The organism is Arthrobacter luteolus NBRC 107841 (assembly GCF_001552075.1).
GTDB classification, from domain to species: domain Bacteria; phylum Actinomycetota; class Actinomycetes; order Actinomycetales; family Micrococcaceae; genus Arthrobacter_B; species Arthrobacter_B luteolus.
Window position 1 is genome coordinate 44,929 of sequence record NZ_BCQM01000011.1, and the last position, 19,710, is coordinate 64,638.

Sequence of the window (19,710 nt, forward strand, 5' to 3'; positions counted from 1 at the left end):
CTTGCCTGCCGGAACCACACGGCGCCGGTCTTCCGGAAACCTCTTGTTGAACACCCCTGTTCGAGTTACGTTGGACCGTGCATCACAGTCCAGCATGCTGAGAGGGTGTTTGAGATGCAGTCCTTCGATAACTCAGAGCGAAATTCGGGGACCAATGCAGGGCCGGGCCCGGCGGCCGCCGAGCCGGCCGCGGCTGGCTCTCCCCGGCGCTGGCGGACATTGTGGCTGCTGGGCGTAGCGCAGCTGATGCTGATCGTGGATGTCACGGTTGTTGCCGTCGCGCTGCCGGCCATGCAGGCCGACCTGGGCCTGGACCGGGCCGGACTGGCGTGGGTCGCGAGCATTTACGCCCTGGTGTTCGGCGGGCTGATGCTGCTGGGCGGAAAGGCTGCTGACATCCTGGGCCCCCGCAGGGTGGTGCTGGCCGGTCTGGGCCTGTTCACCGCGGCGTCGCTGCTCGCGGGACTGGCGGCGGGACCGGAAGTCCTGTTGACTGCGCGGACGCTGCAGGGGGTGGGGGCCGCAGCGATGTCGCCGGCGGCACTTTCGGTGATCGCCCGGACCTTCACCGGGGATGAACTGGCCCGTGCGCTCGGTGTCTGGTCCGCCCTCGGCGGAGCGGGGGCGGCCCTGGGTGTGCTCTTTGGCGGAGTGCTGACGGCGGGTCCCGGCTGGCCCTGGGTGTTCTTCATCAACGTCCCGGTGGGATTGGTGCTGCTGGTGTGCCTGGCGCGGTGGATCAAGCCGCTGCCGGGTTCCGGTGGCCGTCTCGACGTTGTGGGGGCAGCCCTGGTGACCGCAGCGACGGCAGGGGTGGTCTACGGACTGGTCTCCGCGGGCGATTACGGCTGGGCCAGCGCCCAGACCCTTCTCCCGGCGGCTGCCGGCCTGATCGGCTACGTGCTGTTCTGGCAGCGGATCCGGCGGGCTGCCGCACCGCTGGTTGACCCGGCGATGCTCCGGCGGCGTCCGGTGCTCCGCGGCCTTGGCCTGATCTTCGTAGCCACGGCGCTGATGATCTCGGTGTTCTTCCTGGGCTCCTTCGTACTGCAGAACCTGCACGGATTCACGGCGCTGGAGACCGGACTGGCCTTCCTCCCCGTGGCGCTCGGGACCATCCTCGGCTCCAACCTGGCCGGACGGGTGCTGCCAGGCTGGGGAATCCGCGCCGTCTCCGTGGCCGGCCTGCTGATCGCGGGCACCGGACTGGCAGCGGCCGCAGGGATCTTCTCCATGACGGTGCTCATTGTGGCCACCAGCGTGGCCGGGTTCGGCATCGGCGCCGTGTTCGTCGCCGCCGCCGGCAGCCTGTTCTCGGTAGTGCAGCCGCAGGAGGCGGGAGTTGCCTCCGGGGCGCTGAGCACCTTCCATGAGTTCGGTGCCGCCGCCGGAGTCTCCGCGGTTTCAAGTATTGCGGCCGGGCTGCTGATCCCGCAGTTTGAGGTCTTCGCAGCAGGCTACTGGTTCGCTGCGGCTGTCGCTGCCGCGGCCTGCCTCGCGGCCCTGGCCTGGCCGCGGGAGAACGCTGCCCCGGCAATACCCGGGTGACGCCGGTTGGCGGCACAGGCTGGTGACACCGCCAGCTGGCCGGCCAGCTGGGCGAATCAGATGCCGCAGGTCAGATATTCAGGTCCAGCCGCATCAGGACGCGGGGGAACCCGTTCAGGACGGACGTTGTCTGCGCAGCCTTGGTGAACCCGGCCGCTTCGAAGAGGCTGCGGGTGCCCACGTAGGCCATGGTGAGATCGACTTTCGCGCCGCGGTTATCCACCGGGTAGGCTTCCACGGCTGGCGCCCCGGCGGCCCGGGCAAAGTCCACGGCTCCGGCCACCAGGGCATGGGAAATACCCTGGCCCCGGTGTCCGGGACGGACCCGGATGCACCACAGGGACCACACCGCGGCGTCGTCGACGTGCGGTATCTTCCGGCTCTTGGCAAAGGAGGTATCCGACCGCGGATGGATGGCAGCCCAGCCCACCGGCTCGCCGCCGTCGTACGCCAGGACTCCCGGCGGCGGGTCTTCCCGGACCAGCTCCCGGACCCGTTCGCCCCGCGCCGTCCGCACCAGCGCCTGGTTTTCCTTGGACGCCGTCAGGCGGTAACTCAGGCACCAGCAGACGTTGGCGTCCGGAGACCTGGGACCCAGGACGGCAGCCGTGTCGTCGAAGTCGGTGGCGGGGCGGACCTGGATAGCCATGCGCACACCCTACTCCGGAACAGCAGCGAAGCTGAGAAACCCCGTGGAACGGGCTAGACTAGCCGGTTCACCGTGGCAGACGGACTGCCCGGTGCCGATGCAGCAGCCAAAGAAAAGAGAACCCATGTTTGCCGCTGGAGCGTCCATTACCGAGATTGAGCAGGACGTCGAGGAAATGATCGTGGGGCTGGTCCACCGGCTGGGGGACCTGGCCGATGCGGACCCGGATCCGGTGGGCGCCCAGGAGCGGGCCTACATCAAGGCTTTTTCTGATGTCCGGGCCAACAGCTCGATGGATCAGGCAGCCCTGCTGGCCACCGCCGTCGGGCGTCCCAACCTGGCGGAATCCCTGCTGTACCTCAACCGCCGGCTGGACGAGGCGAACCTGGGCCCGCGGGACCCGGCCGGCATCATCGGCGTCGTTATCCGGCTGGCCATGGACGGACTGTGGGTCAGCGACATCCTGGACTCCAGCCGCTTCACCCGGGCCGAACGGGACCGGATCACCAACCTGCTCACCGCACTGTCCCGGCTCAGCGACGAGCGGATGACGGAGCTCCTGCCGGAGTGCGCCGCCACCCGCTAGCGGCTACTTCTTGTCGTCGCCGTTGAGGCGCTGGGAAAGATAAACCGGGATCATTGAGAGCAGGATCAGCACCGCGGCAATTACGTTGACCACCGGGGCCTGGTTGGGCCGGGCCATGTTGTTGAAGATCCAGATCGGCAGGGTTTCGGTGCCCGGGGGAGCGGTGAAGGTGGTGACCACCACTTCGTCGAAGCTGAGCGCGAAGGCGAGCAGGCCGCCCGCCACGAACGCCGAGCGGAAGCCCGGGAACGTCACGCCGAAGAAGGTTTTCACCACGTTGGCACCCATGTCCATGGCCGCTTCCTCCAGGCCGCGGTTCATCCGGCCCAGCCGGGCCTGCACGTTGTTGAACACCATCACGATGCAGAATGTCGCATGGCCCACGATCACCGAGAACAGCCCCAGCCCGATGCCGAGCGGTTCCAGCACGGTCTTGAACGTGTTGTTCAGGGCGACGCCGGTGACGATGCCGGGCAGTGCGATGGGCAGCACCACCAGCAGGTTGATCGTGTTTTTGCCGAAGAAGTCGTACCGGGACAGGGCGAACGCGACCATGGTGCCCAGCAGCAGGGCGATCACCGTGGCGACGGACGCGACCTTCAGCGAGGTCCACAGTGCCTCGCGGACGCCGTCGTTATGCCAGGCGGCGACCCACCAGCGGGTGGTGAACTCCTTAATCGGAAACGCCCCGGAGGTGGTTGCGTTGAACGAGTTGGCGATGACCAGCAGCAGCGGCAGGTAGATCGCGGCCATCACCAGTCCGGCGAAAACGCGGAGGGTGATCTTGGCGGAAGCGGAAAGCCTCATGGCAGTCTCCTACAGTTGCTTCAGGGCGCCGGACTTGCGGGCCAGGAACAGGTAAAGCACGACGACGATGATCGGCACGGTGCCGAAGGCTGCGGCGAGCGGCGGGTTGAGGTTGATGTTGGAGGCGATCACGGTGCCGATCACCTGGGTCTTGCCGCCCACGAACTGGGCGGCGATGTAGTCGCCCAGGCTCAGCGAGAACGTGAAGATGGACCCCGCCACAAAGGCAGGTTTCAGCAGCGGCACTGCCACGGTCCACACCGTGGACCAGGCCTTGGCACCGAGGTCAGCGGAGGCGTCGAAGAGACTGTCCGGGATCTGCCGGAAGGCGTTGTAGACCGGCACGGCCATGTACGGGAACCAGAGATAGGCCAGGGTGATGATCAGCGCGGCGGTGCCGTAACCCGGGCCGGACATGCCCAGCGGGGCCAGCAGCCAGTCCAGCGGCCCGCCGGAGGAGAACGTGATCCGCCAGGAGAAGACCTTGACCAGGTACCCGGCCCACAGCGGCAGCGTGATGCCGATGGCGAAAACGGCGCGCATCCGCGGGGAAGCGACCTTCGCCATGTAGAGGCCCAGCGGCAGCGCGAGCGCGGCGCAGAGCACGGTCACGGCCAGGGCAATCCCGATGGTCCGCAGGGCGGTCTGCTGGTAGGCGGGGACGGTGAGGATTTCAGTGAAGTTCTCCAGCGTGAACGCCGGGATGACCTTTGACGTGAAGCTGTCCGTCGTCCAGAAAGCGGTGATGAACAGCAGGATCAGTGACCCGATGTAGAGCACACCCAGCCAGGTCAGCGGCAGCAGGAGCAGCCCGGTCAGCCGGGCCCTGGGCCGGGCGTAGAGCAGGCGGGAGACGCGGTCGCCCAGGCTGTTCCGGGGCGGCGCCGGGGGCGCATCGGGAGCGGATGGGGGTGGGGTTCGTTCGGTTACTGCCATGGCGCTTTCCGGCGGATGCTCCGCCGATTCTCCTCTGTGGCCGGATCTGTGGGACGTAGGGCCGCGTGCGCGGCTGTGAGGGGTCTGGCCGGTGGGCGGCGGCTGTTCGGGCCGCCGCCCACCGGTACGCAGGGCTTCGGTGGTGCTAGCCCTTGATCTCGGTCCAGGCCTTGGTCCAGTCCTGGTAGTTGGTGCAGGTGGCGTCCGTACGGCCGTCAACGCACTGCTCCACCGGGGTGGTCCACATCCAAACCTGCTTGTAGTACTCCTCGTCCGTGGCGAAGAAGGTCTCGCAGTGAGCCGCGTTGGCTTCGGATCCTTCACAGGCGAGGGCGTTGGCGGGAGCCATGCCGAAGTTCTGCGAAATCTGGGCGTTCACCTCGGCGGAGGAGGCGTAGTCCATCCACTTGTAGGCGCAGTTCGGGTTCTTGGCCTCAGCAGCGATCATCCAGGTGTCGGACCAGCCGGTGGCGCCTTCCTTCGGCAGCACGGACTCGACGGTGGCGCCGTCGCCCTGCGCCAGGTTCACGATGACCTGCCAGCCGGTACCCATGTGGGCGGTGCCGGAGGAGATGGAGCTGACGGCCTTGAGTGCGTCGTTCCAGTACTCGCCCACCATGCCGTTCTGGGTCTTGAGCAGGTCGACGGCGGCAGCGAGCTGGTCGGCGTCCAGCGCGTACGGGTTGGTGATGCCCAGGTCCGGCTGCGTGGCCATCAGGTACACGGCGGCGTCGGCAATGTAGATCGGGGAATCGTAGGCCATGGTCTTTCCGGCGTACTCACTGTCCTCTTCCCACAGCGGGGCCCAGGAATCCGGGGCCTGCGCAACGTGCTCGGTGTTGTACATCAGCACGTTGGCGCCGCGGCCGATCGGTACGCCGTAGCTCTGGCCGTTCAGCGTGTCATAGACCTGGCCCTTGAGCCCTTCGACGATGTTGCCGAAGTTCGGAATGAGTTCCGTGTTGATCGGGGCAACGTCGCCGCCGGCAATCAGGCGGAGCGATGCGTCGCCGGAGGCGGAGACCAGATCGTATTCGCCGCTGCGCATGAGCTGGACCATCTCATCGGAGGTGGCGCCGACCTTGCGGTTCACCTGGCATTTTGTCTCTGCTTCGAAGGCGCTGACCCAGTCGGCGTCGGGATTGGTGGAGCCGTCCTCCACGAAGCCGGCCCAGGCGATGATGTTGACCTGGCCTTCGCTTTCGCCGACCTCGCTGGCCATGGGCAGGTCCGGAACCTGGATGCCGGTCGAGGACGAATCGGAGGCGGCGCCGCCGCCGCAGCCGGCCAAAACCAGCGAGAGTGAGGCGAGGGCTGCCAACGGCAGTGCCTTGGTGATCTTCATGGGAGAACCTTTCATAGTGGGTGCGGGTGAAACGTGGTGCTGGAAGCCGGTGGTGGCTGGCTGGGTCTGAGGTGGAGGTGAAACCACTGGGCGGTATGACTAACTGACGGTTGTACTAACTGACGGCGAAGTTAAAGCGGGAAGGCCACTGGAGTTCGACGGCGTCGCCGCGGCCGCAGGCGGTGGCCCGGGAATCGTTCTGCTCCTGGACGATCAGCCGGTCCCCGGTTTCCGTGGTGGCCACGTACCGGGTGGTGGGGCCGGTGTAGACGATTTCTTCAATCCGGGCGGAGACGGTGGAGAAGCCGTCCGGAGCCAGGCTTCCCGGAGCGGCGATGTGGATCCGTTCCGGGCGGATGCTCACCAGTGCATCGCTGCCTGTGAGCCGCTTGGCGAGGGTGCCCTCGACCAGGTTGGTGCTGCCCAGGAAGGTCGCCACGAACCGGGTGGCCGGACGCTCGTACAGGTCTTCCGGGCTGCCGACCTGCTCGATGCCGCCGTCGTTAAACACGGCGACGCGGTCTGAGAGGGTTAGTGCCTCTTCCTGGTCGTGGGTTACGAAGACGAAGGTGATGCCAACTTCGCGCTGGATCTGCTTGAGCTCGATCTGCATCTGCTCACGCAGCTGCTTGTCCAGTGCCCCGAGCGGCTCATCCAGCAGCAGGACCTGCGGGCGCAGTATCAAGGCCCGGGCCAGGGCGATGCGCTGGCGCTGGCCGCCGGACAGTTGGGAAGGCAACCGGTCCGCGACCTGCGGCAGGCGGACCATCTCCAGTGCCTCGGCCACGCGGCGCACACGTTCCGCCCGCGGAGTCTTGCGCAGCTTCAGTCCATAGCCGACGTTCTGGGCAACGGTCAGGTGTGGAAACAGCGCGTAGTCCTGGAACACGGTGTTCACGTTCCGCTCGAACGGAGCCTTACCGGTGACATCGGAGCCGTGGAGGTAGATATGGCCGCTGGTCACCGGTTCAAAGCCGGCCACCATGCGCAGCACGGTGGTCTTGCCGGACCCGGAGGGCCCCAGCAGGGAGAAGAACTCACCCGAGCGGATGTCCAGGTCCAGGTCCTTGACCGCGGAGAAATCGCCGAAGCTCTTGGTCACCCGGGACAGGCTGATCGCGGTGCCTGAGGACGCATGGTCCTCGACGGTGGGGGAGATGGGTGCTGTGCTGGCTGGCACGGAAAGTCCTTTCACTTCAGCAGGAAGCGCGGAAGCGCAACAAGTAGTAAAGCTATGAAACCAGATGTTATATGTAATTTCCGTCACTTCAGGTAAATTTCTTGTTACGGATGCGCGGCCAGGGCTTTTGGCGCCCGGCACTCCGCCAAGCTGGAAAGATCGTGAACATGCCCCAGAACACCGCTCCGCAGAAACGCCTCCTCACCGCCGTCTTCGCGCCGCTCGGCGACGCCGGGAAGGCCAGCCGCGTCGAAGAGCGCATCATTCAGGGGATTTCGGCGGGTGCGCTGCTGGACGGAGACAGGCTCCCCACCGAGATGGAGATGGCCGCATCGATGGGCGTGGCCACCGTAACGGCGCGTGAAGCACTGGCCGGACTCCGGACGCGCGGCCTGGTGGAAACCCGCCGGGGACGCGACGGCGGCACCTTTGTTACGCTGCCCTCCGGCGACCGGATGGAGCTGGTCCGCCGCCGGCTCGCCGCCATGAGCCGGGTGGAGCTGCGGGACCTGGCGATTCACTACGCCGCAATTGCCGCCACCGCCGCGGAGCTGGCGGCCGACGCAGCGGACACTGAGGATGTTGAGGCCCTCGCGCACCTGCTCGAAGCGCCGGGCCGCGGCAACCGAGCTGTGGGAGACTTCCTGCTGGAGCTCGCTGCGCTGAGCCAGTCCGCGCGGCTGACCAGGGAATATGTCCGGCTGCACACGGACTACGGTTCACTGCTCGGGCTGGCCCATGCCGACGCAGCCTATGATGCCGCCATGGTGAGTCTGTGCCGCCGGATCTGTGCCGCCGTGGCGGAGGCGGATGCTTCCGCCTCCCGTGCACTGGTCCGCGAATACGTCCAGGCCTCCGTGGCCTGGCTCATTGATGAACACACCCGCCTTTCCACCTCCGCCGACCTCACTACGGCAGAGAAATCACCCCCCGCACCCGCCTGGAGGAAAGCATGAGCATTTCCCGCAGTGAATCCCCGATATCCCCGGCAGCCGCTCCCGCCGCTGCCCTGGGCAGCTTCTTCGAGGAGGTCCTGGAACTCCTCGAAGCCTGGAAGCCACGGATCGAGGCCCTGTTCGCCGACCCCGCGGCGCCACCGTCGCGGCGGGACGTGGACGCCGTCGTCGAACCCCTGGCCGCCGATCTCCTGGGCAGTACCCGCCACCCGCTGGCCGGCGGCGGATTCGTTGCCGCGCATGGCGCCGTCGGGGACGCAGCCTGGCACATGGCCTGGTGGCAGGGGCGCAGCAAGGAGGTGCAGATGCTGACCTCGATTGAATCGATGGGGGAGGCCTATTCGCGCCGCGAGTGGTTCACCGTTCCCGTGGAAACCGGTGCCAGCCACATCACCGGACCCTATGTGGACTTCATCTGCACCGATGAATACACCGTGACCCTGACCTCTCCGGTCAGTGTGGCAGGGACGGTGGTTGGCGTCGTCGGCGCGGACGTTTTCGTGGAATCCCTCGAAGAGGTCCTGCTTCCGGGCCTGCGGCAGCTGCACGGAGAGGCGTCGCTGGTGAACCGGGTGGGGCGGGTGGTGGTCTCAGCGGACCCGCAGCTGGCAGCCGGCCGCCTGCTGGTCGGGGACTGGCGGCAGGCGCAGGATCCCCTGCAGATGGAACTGCGGGGGGCTGAATATGCCGGGCACCGGGCTGCGGTGCATGCCTGCGGCCGGCTGCCCCTGGCCGTGGCGATCCCGCACCCCCTGGCCTAACCCGGGAGCCAACCCTGGGCTAACCCGGGAGCCAACCCGGCCGGCGGGGCCGGTTGGAGGGGCCGGATAGCGGGGCCGGATAGCGGGGCCGGATAGCGGGGCCGGCCTTAGCCGCCGGCGACCGGGCGGGGCTCCGGCGCCCTGCCGGGCACCTCCGGAATGTGAAAGAACGGAAGCGTCCGGCTGACCAGCGGGCCAATCAGCAGGGCAAAGGCCACGGTGCCCAGGCCCACCGGTCCGCCGAGTGCCCACCCGGTGGCCAGGACAGCGATCTCGATCCCGCTGCGCACTGCCCACAGCGGCCAGCCGAACCGTGCATGCAGTCCGGTCATCAGCCCGTCCCGCGGGCCCGGGCCCATCCGGGCGCCGATGTAGAGCCCGGTCGCCACGGCCAGCAGAACGAGGCCGCCGGCGAACAGGAGGGCCTGGGCCCAAAACTCTGACGGGGCCGGCACCACCGCCAGGCCCACTTCCGCGCTGGGCCCGATGAGCAGGACGTTCAGCACCGTTCCCACCCCGGGCTTTTGCCGGATCGGGATCCACAGCAGCAGGACGGCCAGGCCAATCAGGTTGGTCACCCAGCCGAAGGGGATTCCGGACTGGAGGCTGGTGCCCTGACCCAGGACATCCCACGGGGAGACGCCGATTCCCGCGCGGACCATCATGCCGATGGCAAAACCGTACAGAAAAAGGCCAATCAGCAACTGTGCCACCCGGCGGGCAAAAATCCACGTCATAGCCTCAAGCCAATCGTTGAATTGGTCTTATATCAAGATGCCAATTGGCATAGGCTGGCCTGATGTTGATCCTGGGAGCAAATCGCTTGGCGGGTATGCTCGGTGCCTGGCGCGCCAGTGGTCCGGCGTATTCGGATCTGGCGGAGCGTATCCGGCTGCTCATCCTGGACGGCCGGCTGCCGGTCGGTGCCAGGCTGCCGGCCGAACGCGAGCTCTCCGGCCGCCTTCAGCTTTCCCGCACAACGGTCAGCGCCGCCTATGCCAGGCTGCGGGATACCGGTTACCTGGAAAGCCTGCGGGGATCCGGCAGTGTGGTGCGGATTCCGGGGGTGCCCGCGGCCTCCACGCCGTTGGCCGGCCCCGATACCCTGGACCTCAGCAAAGCCGCCCTGCCGGCCGCACCCCAGCTGGCCGGCGCCGCGGCGGCGGCCCTGGACCAGCTCCCCGGACTGCTCACGGAGCCCGGCTACGATCCCGTGGGCCTGCCCGCCCTCCGCACAGCCATCGCGGAACGCTATGCGCTGCGCGGCCTGCCCACTGACCCCGGGCAGGTCATGGTGACCATCGGTGCGCAGCATGCGGTGGCGCTGCTGTCGCGGGTGCTGCTCGAACGCGGGGACACCGCGCTGCTGGAATCCCCGACCTATCCGCACGGAGCGGAAGCCATCCGCGCAGCTGGCGGACGGATCGTGCCGGTGGCCGTCACACCGCGCGACGGCTGGGACACCGAAGGTCTGGAACAGGCTTTCCGGCGCTCACGGCCGGCCATGGCCTACGTGATGCCGGACTTCCACAATCCCACCGGCGCGGTGATGCAGCCGGCGGTGCGTCACATGCTGCTGGAGCTCGCCGCGCAGGCCGGAACGGTGGTCGTGGCGGATGAAACGATGGCTGAGCTGGAGATTGATTCCCCCGGACCAGTGTCCCCGCTGGCCGTCCACGGCCCGGCCGTGCTGGTGGGGTCCCTGGGCAAAACCGTCTGGGGCGGGCTGCGGATCGGTTGGATCCGGGCCGAACCGGACCTCATCACCCGGCTGGTGCAGGCCCGGTTTGCCAACGATCTGGGCACACCGGTGCTGGAGCAGCTGGTGGCGGTCCAGGTCCTGGCCCGGTATACGGAGATCCTGGCGGGGCGGCGCGAGCTGCTGCAGGCCGGCCGGGACCGGCTCGAATCCCTGCTGGCGGCCGCGCTGCCGGAATGGGACGTGCCCCGAATTTCCGGCGGGCTGAGCACCTGGGTGAACATCGGCCGCCCGGTCAGTTCGCAGCTGACCCTGGCGGCCCGCTCCCGCGGACTCCTGCTGGCCGCCGGCCCGGTTTTTGGCAGCGACGGTGTGTTTGAACGGTTCCTCCGGCTGCCGATCAGCTACGGAGCGCCCGAAACCACCCGGGCCGTGGAAGTGCTGGCGGACGCCTGGTCAGGGCTGGGCGAAAGCCCGGCGACGCCGTCGTACCAGCCCGCAGTGGTCTGACGGCCGGAACCGCGGGCTGCCGGCTACTGAACCAGCTTCACCACGGCGTCTGCAGTATGGGCGCGGGCGGCGATCAGATCCGCGTTCAACTGGTCGCTTCCCTCTGCCCAGCGCCGGGCCTCCGCCGGGGATTTCCCAAAGGCTGCGTGCCGTGCAGCCAGCCGGGCAACCCGGGTTGGTTCTGCCAGCGAGAGGTACCAGACGGCGTCGAGCTGCTCCCGCACTTCCGGCCACGCACCGCTGTCCTGCAGCAGATAGTTTCCCTCCGTGATGATCAGCGCAACGGAGGGCTTCACCGGCACCGCGGAGCCGATCGGCTCCTCGAGGGCGCGGTCGAAGTCAGGCGAGTAGATGATCCGTCCGCCGGAGTCCTGCCGCTTCAGCCGGTGGAGCAGGGCAGCGAAGCCGTCGTCGTCGAACGTGTCGATGGCCCCCTTGCTGTCCCTCCGGCCCAGGTTCTCCAGCACCCGGTTTGCCAGGTGGAAGCCATCCATGGACACAACGACGGCGAGGTCCGGTCCCAGCGCCGCGGCCAGGGCAGCGGCGAGCGTGGATTTTCCCGCGCCGGGCGGCCCGGTGATGCCGAGGATGCGGCGGGGACCGGCAGCGAGCGTCCGGGCCTCGGCGATGAGCTGGTCCAGGGTGCGGTCGAGGATCTGCATGCTTCGCCCCTCCGCAGCCTAGGAAACGTCCGTCGAGGCCCGCACCACCAGCTCCGGCTGGAAGGTGACGTGACGGTGGTGATGGTCCTCGGCCAGCTCATCCTCCAGCAGCTCCACCGCCGTACGCCCGATGAGCCGCGCCGGCTGGCGGATGGAGGACAGCGGAACAATGGCGGAGGGCGCAAAATCGATGTCGTCGTAGCCGATCAGGGAGATGTCCTGGGGAACCCGGATCCGGTGGTCGAAGACGAACGCCTGCAGCAGCCCGATCGCCAGCAGATCATTGGCCGCGAACACGCCTCCGGGGCGTTCGGCGGCCGGCCGGCGGAGCAGTTCCTCGCCCACGCGCCGGCCCTCCAGCACCGTCAGGGCCGTGGTCCCGGCGACGTCCAGCGACGCACCGGGCACGGCGTCGACGGCGGCCCGGGCCCCTGCCTGCCGGTCGACCACCTGGTGCAGGGACGCCGGACCTCCCACGAAGGTGATTTTCCGGGCTCCGCCGGCCAGCAGGTGCGCGACGGCCATCCGGCCGCCTTCGACGTCGTCCACGGCCAGGGAACAGTACTGGGAGGCGGGAGCCTGCTCATCCACCAGCACCACCGGGGTGCCGCGTGAGCGCAGCCGGTCGATCCGCCGCCGGTCATCGGACTGGGGCGTGATGAGCACCCCGCGCACCCGCTGTTCCTCGAACAGGTCCAGGTAGACCTCTTCCCGGCTGCGGGAGAGCCCGGAATTGCCGACGATCACTGCCTGGCCGAGGTCGTCCGCAGCGGCTTCGGCGCCCCGGGCGATTTCGTTGTAGAAAGGGTTGCCGGTGTCCTGCACCACCAGCCCGAGGGTCCTGGAGCGGCCGGCCTTCAGCTGCCGTGCGACGTCGTTGCGGACGTATCCCAGTTCGTCGATGGCCTTCAGCACCCGGCGCCGGCGGTCTGCTGAGACCACCTCGGGCCGGTTGATCACGTTGGAGACGGTGCCAATCGATACCTGGGCTTCCCGCGCGACGTCCTTGATGCTCACCGGGAATCTGGCCATGCTCTCTTCACTTCCGTCCGGACGAGGTCCGCTTCTCCTGGCGCCGTCATCTGCGGGCCGGGCCCGCGGGACAGGGTCTCATTGTAAGCAGCATGTCCTTTGGAAGACCGGCGCGCCGCCGGTTATGACAGGCGCGCGGCGGCCCGCGGCTCGTAGCGGACCGGTTCGAAGGTGCGGGCAACCAGGCGGCGCAGCTCCTCCAACCCGCCGGAAACCAAGCCTGCGGCCCGGGCCTGGACCAGCACGTTGCCGATCGCAGTGGCCTCCACCGGCCCGGCGAAGACCGTGCGTCCGGTCCGGTTGGCGGTGAGCTGGCAAAGCAGCGTGTTCTGCGATCCGCCGCCCACCACGTGTACGGTGCGGATGCTGCGTCCGGTGAGCCGCTCGATCTGCTCGATGACGTCCGCGTAGGCGGCCGCCAGCGACTCCAGGATGGAGCGGACCATTTCGGCCCGGCCGCGGGGCGGACGCAGTCCGCGCTCCTCACACCATGCGGTGATCCGGGCCGGCATGTCACCGGGCGTCGTGAAACGCTCGTCCTGCACATCGAACACCGGTACCGGGGCGGTGACGGCCGCCGCATGGCTGATCAGCTCGGCCAGGTTGCTGGTGTGCTGGGCATCCGTGGCGCCCGGCCCGTCCCAGGTGCGGATGGACTCGGAGAGCAGCCACAGCCCGGAAACGTTCTTCAAGTAGCGGATCCGGCCATCCACACCGCCCTCGTTGGTGAAGTTGGCGGCGTGGCTTTCGGCGGTGAGCACCGGGGTGGGCAGCTCCACGCCGACCAGGGACCAGGTGCCGGAGGAAATGAACGCGGCGTCCTCATCGGCGAAAGGCACCGCGACGACGGCGGAGGCAGTGTCGTGCGAGCCTACGGCGGTGACCGGCACTCCGGCCGGGGCACCCAGTTCGGCGGCCACCGCGGGCAGCAGGCCGCCGATCCGGGCGCCGGGAGCAACCAGCGGGGCGAAGAGGCCGTTAGCCAGTCCGAGCCGGGCCATCAGTTCGGTGTCCCACTGCCGGGTGCGGGCATCCAGCAGTCCTGTGGTCGCTGCGTTGGTCTCCTCGGTCACCTGCCGGCCGGTGAGCCAGTAGGCGATCAGGTCAGGGACCAGCAGCGCCCGTTCCGCCATTGCCAGATCACCGCGCTGCCTGTCCACGGCCAGCTGGAACACCGTATTGAACGGCAGATGCTGCAGCCCGCTGCGGGAGTAGAGCTCCTCCGGGGGTACGGCCGCGTGCACTGCCTGCACCCCGGCCGCAGTGCGTTCGTCCCGGTAATGGTAGGGCAGACCAAGCAGCTTTCCGCCGCGCAGCAGCCCGTAGTCCACTGCCCAGGAGTCGACGCCGATGGAACAGACGCCGGGTTCCTCCCGAAACGCCTGGGCGAGCCCGGCGGACAGGGACCGGTAGAGCTCGGTGATGTTCCAGTGCAGGCCGGGCCCGTCTCCCTCGTGCAGCCGGACCGGTTGGTTGGGGAAGCGGGCCACATGCCGCATCCGGATCCGGCCGTCGGATATACCGCCGAGGATGACGCGGCCGCTGGTCGCCCCAAGATCGACGGCCGCCACCGCTGCCGCTGTCGCTGTCGCCACTTTTAGTGTCCTTTCGCTGTCCCGCCGGGCCGTTTAGCGCAGGAACGCCGCAGCGACGCCGGCGTCGACCGGGATGTGCAGGCCGGTGGTGTGGGAGAGGTCGGAGCTGGTCAGCACGGCGGCTGCGTTGGCAACGTTCTCCGGCAGCACCTCGCGCTTGAGGAGGGTGCGCTGGGCGTAGAACTTGCCCAGCTCATCCTCGGGGACGCCGTACACGGCGGCGCGCTTGGCACCCCAGCCGCCGGCGAAGATACCGGAGCCGCGGACCACGCCGTCGGGGTTGATGCCGTTAACCTTGATGCCGTGCTCGCCCAGCTCAGCGGCCAGCAGGCGCACCTGGTGGGCCTGATCGGCCTTGACGGCGGAGTAGGCAATGTTGTTCGGGCCGGCGAAGACGGAGTTCTTCGAGGAGATGTAGAGGATGTCCCCGCCCATCTCCTGGGCGATCATGGCCTTCGCCGCAGCCTGGGAAACCAGGAAGGAGCCCTTGGCCATCACATCGTGCTGCAGGTCCCAGTCCTTCTCCGTGGTTTCCAGCAGCGGCTTGGAGATGGACAGGCCGGCGTTGTTCACCACGAGGTCAATACCGCCGAAGGCCAGTACCGTGGCGTCGACCGCGGCGGCGACCTGGCCGGCGTCGGTCACGTCGGCGCGGACGCCGATGGCGGTGTCGGGTCCGCCCAGCTCCGCGGCTACCTGCTCGGCGGCCTCCAGGTTCAGGTCCGCGATGACCACGCAGGCGCCCTGCGCGGCCAGCCGGGTGGCGATGGCCTTGCCGATGCCCGACGCCGCGCCCGTCACCAGCGCGATGCGGGTGGCATGGCTGCGCGGCTTGGGCATGCGGGCCAGCTTGGCTTCTTCCAGCGCCCAGTATTCGATCCGGAACTTTTCCGACTCATCAATCGGAGCGTAGGCGGAGATGCCTTCGGCGCCGCGCATCACGTTGATGGCGTTGAGGTAGAACTCACCGGCTACCCGTGCGGTCTGCTTATCCTTGCCCCAGGAGAACATGCCCACGCCGGGCACCAGCACAATTGCTGGATCCGCACCCCGCATGGCCGGGGACGCGTCGTCGGCGTGCCTCTCGTAGTAGGCCTGGTAATCGGCGCGGTAGGCCTCGTGCAGCTCCTTTAGCCGGGCGATGCAGTCCTGGACCGGTGCGTCAGCCGGCAGATCCAGGACCAGCGGTTTGATCTTGGTGCGCAGGAAGTGATCCGGGCAGGAGGTGCCCAGAGCGGCCAGCCGGGGGTGCTCGGCGGCGGCGAGGAACTCCAGGACCCGCGGATCGTCCATGAAATGGCCGACCTGGGGGCGGTCCTGCGAGGCCAGCCCGCGGATCGCCGGGGCGAGGGCGGCGGCTTTGGCCTGCCGCTCGGCCTCCGGGAGGGCAACATATCCGGCCATCACCGGGCCGAAAGGTTCCGCCTTGGAATGCCCGGCGATGTAGTTCTCGGCTGTCTCGATGATCCACCGGGAGTTCGCCTCGGCTTCGTCGCTGGTCCCGCCCCAGGCGGTGATGCCGTGCCCGCCCAGGATGGTGCCGATGGCAGCGGGGTTGGCCTCCTTGATCGCGGCGATGTCCAGGCCCAGCTGAAAGCCTGGACGGCGCCAGGGCACCCACACCACCTTGTCGCCAAAGATCTTCGCGGTGAGTTCCCGGCCATCTGCCGCCGTCGCGACGGCGATGCCGGAATCCGGGTGCAGATGGTCTACGTGGGCGGCGTCAACGAGTCCGTGCATGGCGGTGTCGATCGACGGCGCAGCGCCGCCCTTGCCGTGCAGGCAGTAGTCAAAGGCTGCGACCATCTCGTCCTCGTGTTCCACGCCGCGGTAGACACCCTTCAGTGCCCGCACCCGGTCCATGCGCAGCACGGCGAGACCCTTCTCGGTGAGGGTGCCGAGGTCCCCGCCGGAGCCCTTAACCCACAGCAGCTCCACGTCTTCACCGGTCACCGGATCCGCCGCGGTGCCCTTGGCCGAGGTGTTGCCGCCGGCATAGTTGGTGTTCTTCGGGTCGGAACCGAGCCGGTTGGAGCGGGCGATGAGGTCGGCGACGGCGGTCTGCGGACCGGTCGTCAGGTTGCTGGCGTGGGCATTCATGCGGAGGTCTCCTTGTGGAGTGGGCGAAATCTGTCGGTCAGGGGCGGGCGCGGGGAAGGCTCAGGAGCCCCAGGAAGCCTGGGTGCCGCCGACCCGCTCTTCGGCGATGCGCTGCAGGTATCCGGACGCCGCGAAGGCAGCCATCGGATTACCCGGCAGCCCGCGGGACTCGCGCCAGGCCGCCAGCTGCGGGCGGACATCGGTGTAGAACGCGTCCATCAGGACCTCATGGGCGCCGAGCACGTCGCCGCCGGCCTGGGCGGATGCCAGCGCTTCGCCATCGATCAGCAGAGCGCGGGCCGTCATTTCCTGAACATTCAGGACCGAGCGGATCTGGCCGGGAATCTTCTCTTCGATGTTGTGGCACTGGTCGAGCATGAAGGCCACACCGGTTGCGGGATCCAGCCCACCGCCGCGGACCACCTCGACCATGATGCGGAAAAGCTGGAACGGGTCTGCGGCACCGACGATCAGGTCGTCGTCGGCGTAGTTGCGCGAGTTGAAATCAAAGGAGCCGAGCTTCCCCAGGCGCAGCAGCTGCATCACGATGAACTCGATGTTGGTCCCCGGGGCGTGGTGTCCGGTATCGAGGCAGACCTTGGCCTTGTCGCCGAGAGCGGCGACCTGGGTGTACGCCGTGCCCCAGTCGGGCACATCGGTGTGATAGAAAGCCGGCTCAAAGAACTTGTACTCAAGCACCAGCCGCTGCTCTTCGCCCAGCTGGGCGTAGATCTCTGCCAGCGACCCGGCGAGCCGGTCCTGGCGGCCGCGCATGTCCTGCTGCCCCGCGTAGTTGGTGCCGTCCGCGAGCCAGATCTTCAGGTCCCGGGACCCGGTGGAATTCATGATCTCCAGGCACTCCAGGTGATGGTCGACCGCCTTCCGGCGCACCCCGGGATCGGCATGGGTCAAGGAACCGAACTTGTAGTCCTCGTCCTGGAACGTGTTGGAGTTGATGGTGCCCAGGGATACACCCAGATCTGCGGCGTAGCGGGAGAGGGCTGTGTAGTCCTCCACCTTGTCCCAGGGGATGTGGAGCGCGACGGCGGGAGCCAGCCCGGTGAAGCGGTGGACCTGGGCGGCGTCGGCAATCTTCTCCTGAACCGTGCGCGGCGTTCCCGGTGTGGAGAAGACCTTGAAGCGGGTTCCGGAGTTGCCGAAGGCCCAGGACGGAAGTTCGATGGCCTGGGCGGCCAGCTGAGGGGCGATGTCGTCGAATGCAGGCATGTGCGTCACTTCTCTGTGGATAGCCGGCGGGCCGGGTGGAAAAGCACCGGCACCGCATTGAATCGTTTCACTAAACTAAGCCGCCAGGATGGAGAAGGTCAAACCTATTCGCAGTTGCCAGCTTGCAACCAGGCAGCCAAGCCGTGTTGAAACGTCTCAAATTTTGGGTACTATGAGTCCGGCAGTATGTGAGACCGCCCTCACAGGTTTATCCGGCGGGTCCATCCTCAGGGGTGGCGATCTGCTGCCGCCACAGGTGCGAAGGTCCTCCCGGACCCGCCACATTACGAAGGAGTGATGAATGGGCTCTTCCCCATCCACGGCTGAGCTGCAGGAGCTGGTCCGGCTTCCTGATGAGACCACCCGCACCCGCGGTTGCTTTCTGCTGCACATCCGTCCGGAGCTGCTGGCCGAGTACGTCGAGGTCCACCAGCGGGTCTGGCCGGAAATGCTGGATGCCCTGCGCGAAACGGGCTGGCGGAACTACTCGCTGTTCCTCCGCCCGGAAGACGGCCTGGTTGTGGGCTACTTCGAGGCGGAGAACGCCGCGGCCACCCAGCAGCTGATGGATGCCCATCCGGTCAATACCCGATGGCAGTCAGAGATGGCCCGGTACTTCGTCGAAGGCACCTCACCGCGGACGCTGACCCAGTACTTCCATCTCTCCTGAACCCGTTTCTCCGGGGCACAGCCGTGCCCGCTTCACAGCACCTTCTTCACCGTTGCAGAAAGGCTCGCCATGAGCAGCACCAAGCTCGGCGGATGGAAAGCCACCATCGCCGTGTCCATGTCCAACTACATCGAGGCCGGCTCGATCATTGCCCTGGCCACCAGCCTGACCCTCTGGCAGGAGTACTTCGGGTTCACCAACCTCGTCGTCGGGCTGGTCGCGGCGCTGAGCGCCAACGCCTTCGGTGCAGCCATCGGCGCCCTCATCGGCGGCCCGCTGGGCGACCGGTACGGGCGCAAGTTCATCTACACCTATGACCTGATCCTGTACATGCTCGGCACCGTACTGGTCATCTTCGCTGTGGCACCCTGGATGCTCATCGTCGGTGTGATCCTGACCGGCATCGCCGTCGGCGCCGGCGTGCCGGTCGCCTGGACCTACATCGCGGAGGAAGCCCCCGCCGAACACCGGGCCAAGCATGTTGGCACGGCCCAGCTCGCCTGGTCTTTGGGTCCGGCGCTGGTGTTCCTGTTCGCCACGATCCTGGTCCCGCTGGGCCTAACCGGCAGCCGGATCATCTTCGCGCACCTGTTCGTCGTCGCCTTTGTCACCTGGTGGATCCGCCGCGGCCTTTCCGAATCGGCCACCTGGAAGAAGTCCGATGCAGAGCGCCAAACTGCTGAGGCCAGCGGCATCAAGCGCCGCAACTACCGTGAACTGCTGACCAGCGCCACCAACCTCAAGGCACTGCTGTTCCTGACCGGCGTCTACGCACTCTGGAACCTGGTGGCCGGCCAGATGGGCATCTTCATGCCGCGCGTCTACGAGTCCGCCGGCGTCGAATCCGCCATCCAGCAGAACCTGCTGCAGGTGCTTCTGTGGACCCTGACCGTGGCGGCCACCTACTTCGGCTTTATGAAGTACGGGGACCGGGTGGACCGCCGGCTGCTCTACGGCATCGGGGCGGTGCTGGGCATTGTTGCCTGGCTGCTGCTGGTCTTCGCCCACGTCACCATGCCGGTGCTGATCGTGTTCGCCGCGCTCTGGGGTATTTCAGCCGGCATCGGCGCCCAGGCCTTCTATGCCCTGTGGGCCGCCGAGATGTTCCCCACCCGCCTCCGGGCCAGCGCCCAGGGCGTGTTGTTCTTCGTGGCCCGCATCGTCGTGGGTCTGCTCAGCTACTGGTTCCCCACGCTGCTGGCCGAACACGGTGTGCCGTTCGTCGGCATGATCATGATCGGCGCCCTCGTCGCCGCCATGCTCATTGGCGTCATCTGGGCCCCGAACACCAGCGGCAAGAGCCTGGAGGACATTGAAACCGAGCGTTACGGCAAGGCTCCCGAAGCGGTCAAGCAGGACGCCGTCTAACCACAGCGCTCACGGAGGCTCAGCACTCCGCAGCTTAGATCAGATCGGCGAAGGCCTCCGGCCCGGCCCGGGTTCACGC

At 67.6% G+C, this 19,710-nt stretch carries 18 protein-coding genes; 7 read left to right on the forward strand and 11 right to left on the reverse strand.

Translation table 11 applies throughout. From position 1 onward, the window contains the following. Positions 1-114: 114 nt before the first annotated feature. Entirely contained in the window at positions 115-1,548 is a 1,434-nt protein-coding gene (locus tag AL3_RS15570; RefSeq protein WP_066302744.1) for an MFS transporter, read from the forward strand. A gap of 70 nt (positions 1,549-1,618) precedes the next feature. Here AL3_RS15570 and AL3_RS15575 read toward each other — a convergent pair whose 3' ends face one another. Beyond that, a complete protein-coding gene (locus tag AL3_RS15575; protein WP_066302746.1) occupies positions 1,619-2,197 on the reverse strand; it encodes a GNAT family N-acetyltransferase in 579 nt (192 codons plus the stop codon). 124 nt (positions 2,198-2,321) lie between these two features. Between AL3_RS15575 and AL3_RS15580 the strand changes: the two genes are divergently transcribed. Then, a complete protein-coding gene (locus AL3_RS15580) occupies positions 2,322-2,783 on the forward strand; it encodes a TetR family transcriptional regulator (RefSeq protein WP_066302748.1) in 462 nt (153 codons plus the stop codon). A 3-nt stretch (positions 2,784-2,786) separates the two neighbouring features. Here AL3_RS15580 and AL3_RS15585 read toward each other — a convergent pair whose 3' ends face one another. The 4 genes from AL3_RS15585 to AL3_RS15600 form a co-directional block, all read right to left on the reverse strand. After that, on the reverse strand, positions 2,787-3,590 hold the full coding sequence (locus tag AL3_RS15585) for an ABC transporter permease (protein WP_066302753.1): 804 nt from the start codon (positions 3,588-3,590) through the stop codon (positions 2,787-2,789). A gap of 9 nt (positions 3,591-3,599) precedes the next feature. Next, entirely contained in the window at positions 3,600-4,526 is a 927-nt protein-coding gene (locus AL3_RS15590) for an ABC transporter permease (protein WP_083521815.1), read from the reverse strand. A gap of 145 nt (positions 4,527-4,671) precedes the next feature. Continuing rightward, entirely contained in the window at positions 4,672-5,871 is a 1,200-nt protein-coding gene (locus AL3_RS15595) for an extracellular solute-binding protein (protein WP_066302754.1), read from the reverse strand. Between the two features lie 115 nt (positions 5,872-5,986). Further along, positions 5,987-7,051: an ABC transporter ATP-binding protein gene (locus tag AL3_RS15600; protein ID WP_246168392.1), complete on the reverse strand. Its 1,065-nt coding sequence runs from the start codon at positions 7,049-7,051 to the stop codon at positions 5,987-5,989. A gap of 167 nt (positions 7,052-7,218) precedes the next feature. Here AL3_RS15600 and AL3_RS15605 point away from each other — a divergent pair, with 167 nt between their 5' ends. Then, the gene (locus tag AL3_RS15605) at positions 7,219-8,007 is read left to right on the forward strand and encodes a winged helix-turn-helix domain-containing protein (protein ID WP_066302755.1); all 789 of its coding nucleotides are present in this window, start codon (positions 7,219-7,221) and stop codon (positions 8,005-8,007) included. Further along, complete coding sequence (locus AL3_RS15610) at positions 8,004-8,768, forward strand: PDC sensor domain-containing protein (RefSeq protein WP_066302758.1); 765 nt, start codon at positions 8,004-8,006, stop codon at positions 8,766-8,768. The genes AL3_RS15605 and AL3_RS15610 overlap by 4 nt, the downstream gene beginning before the upstream one ends. Positions 8,769-8,875: 107 nt before the next feature. Here the strand turns inward: AL3_RS15610 and yczE are convergent, their stop codons facing one another. Continuing rightward, positions 8,876-9,505 (reverse strand): membrane protein YczE, encoded by a 630-nt coding sequence (gene yczE, locus AL3_RS15615; protein ID WP_066302759.1) that lies wholly within the window; start codon positions 9,503-9,505, stop codon positions 8,876-8,878. 62 nt (positions 9,506-9,567) lie between these two features. Between yczE and yczR the strand changes: the two genes are divergently transcribed. Further along, on the forward strand, positions 9,568-10,977 hold the full coding sequence (yczR, locus tag AL3_RS15620) for a MocR-like transcription factor YczR (protein ID WP_066302760.1): 1,410 nt from the start codon (positions 9,568-9,570) through the stop codon (positions 10,975-10,977). Positions 10,978-11,000: 23 nt separating this feature from the next. Here the strand turns inward: yczR and AL3_RS15625 are convergent, their stop codons facing one another. From AL3_RS15625 to rhaI, 5 genes are all read right to left on the reverse strand, one after another. After that, the gene (locus tag AL3_RS15625) at positions 11,001-11,639 is read right to left on the reverse strand and encodes a nucleoside/nucleotide kinase family protein (protein ID WP_066302762.1); all 639 of its coding nucleotides are present in this window, start codon (positions 11,637-11,639) and stop codon (positions 11,001-11,003) included. Positions 11,640-11,657: 18 nt separating this feature from the next. Continuing rightward, positions 11,658-12,671, reverse strand: a complete 1,014-nt coding sequence (locus tag AL3_RS15630) for a LacI family DNA-binding transcriptional regulator (protein ID WP_066302763.1) — start codon at positions 12,669-12,671, stop codon at positions 11,658-11,660. Positions 12,672-12,793: 122 nt separating this feature from the next. Beyond that, positions 12,794-14,266, reverse strand: coding sequence for a rhamnulokinase (locus AL3_RS15635; RefSeq protein WP_066302764.1), 1,473 nt, complete (start codon positions 14,264-14,266; stop codon positions 12,794-12,796). Between the two features lie 33 nt (positions 14,267-14,299). Beyond that, positions 14,300-16,366 carry a bifunctional rhamnulose-1-phosphate aldolase/short-chain dehydrogenase gene (locus AL3_RS15640; protein ID WP_066302765.1) on the reverse strand — a complete coding sequence of 689 codons (2,067 nt, stop codon included), beginning with the start codon at positions 16,364-16,366 and terminating at the stop codon, positions 14,300-14,302. A 60-nt stretch (positions 16,367-16,426) separates the two neighbouring features. Further along, positions 16,427-17,593, reverse strand: coding sequence for an L-rhamnose isomerase (rhaI, locus tag AL3_RS15645; RefSeq protein WP_066302767.1), 1,167 nt, complete (start codon positions 17,591-17,593; stop codon positions 16,427-16,429). 301 nt (positions 17,594-17,894) lie between these two features. Between rhaI and AL3_RS15650 the strand changes: the two genes are divergently transcribed. Beyond that, positions 17,895-18,263 carry an L-rhamnose mutarotase gene (locus tag AL3_RS15650; protein ID WP_066302769.1) on the forward strand — a complete coding sequence of 123 codons (369 nt, stop codon included), beginning with the start codon at positions 17,895-17,897 and terminating at the stop codon, positions 18,261-18,263. A 69-nt stretch (positions 18,264-18,332) separates the two neighbouring features. Continuing rightward, positions 18,333-19,631 (forward strand): MFS transporter, encoded by a 1,299-nt coding sequence (locus AL3_RS15655; RefSeq protein WP_066302771.1) that lies wholly within the window; start codon positions 18,333-18,335, stop codon positions 19,629-19,631. The last annotated feature ends 79 nt before the right edge of the window (positions 19,632-19,710 follow it).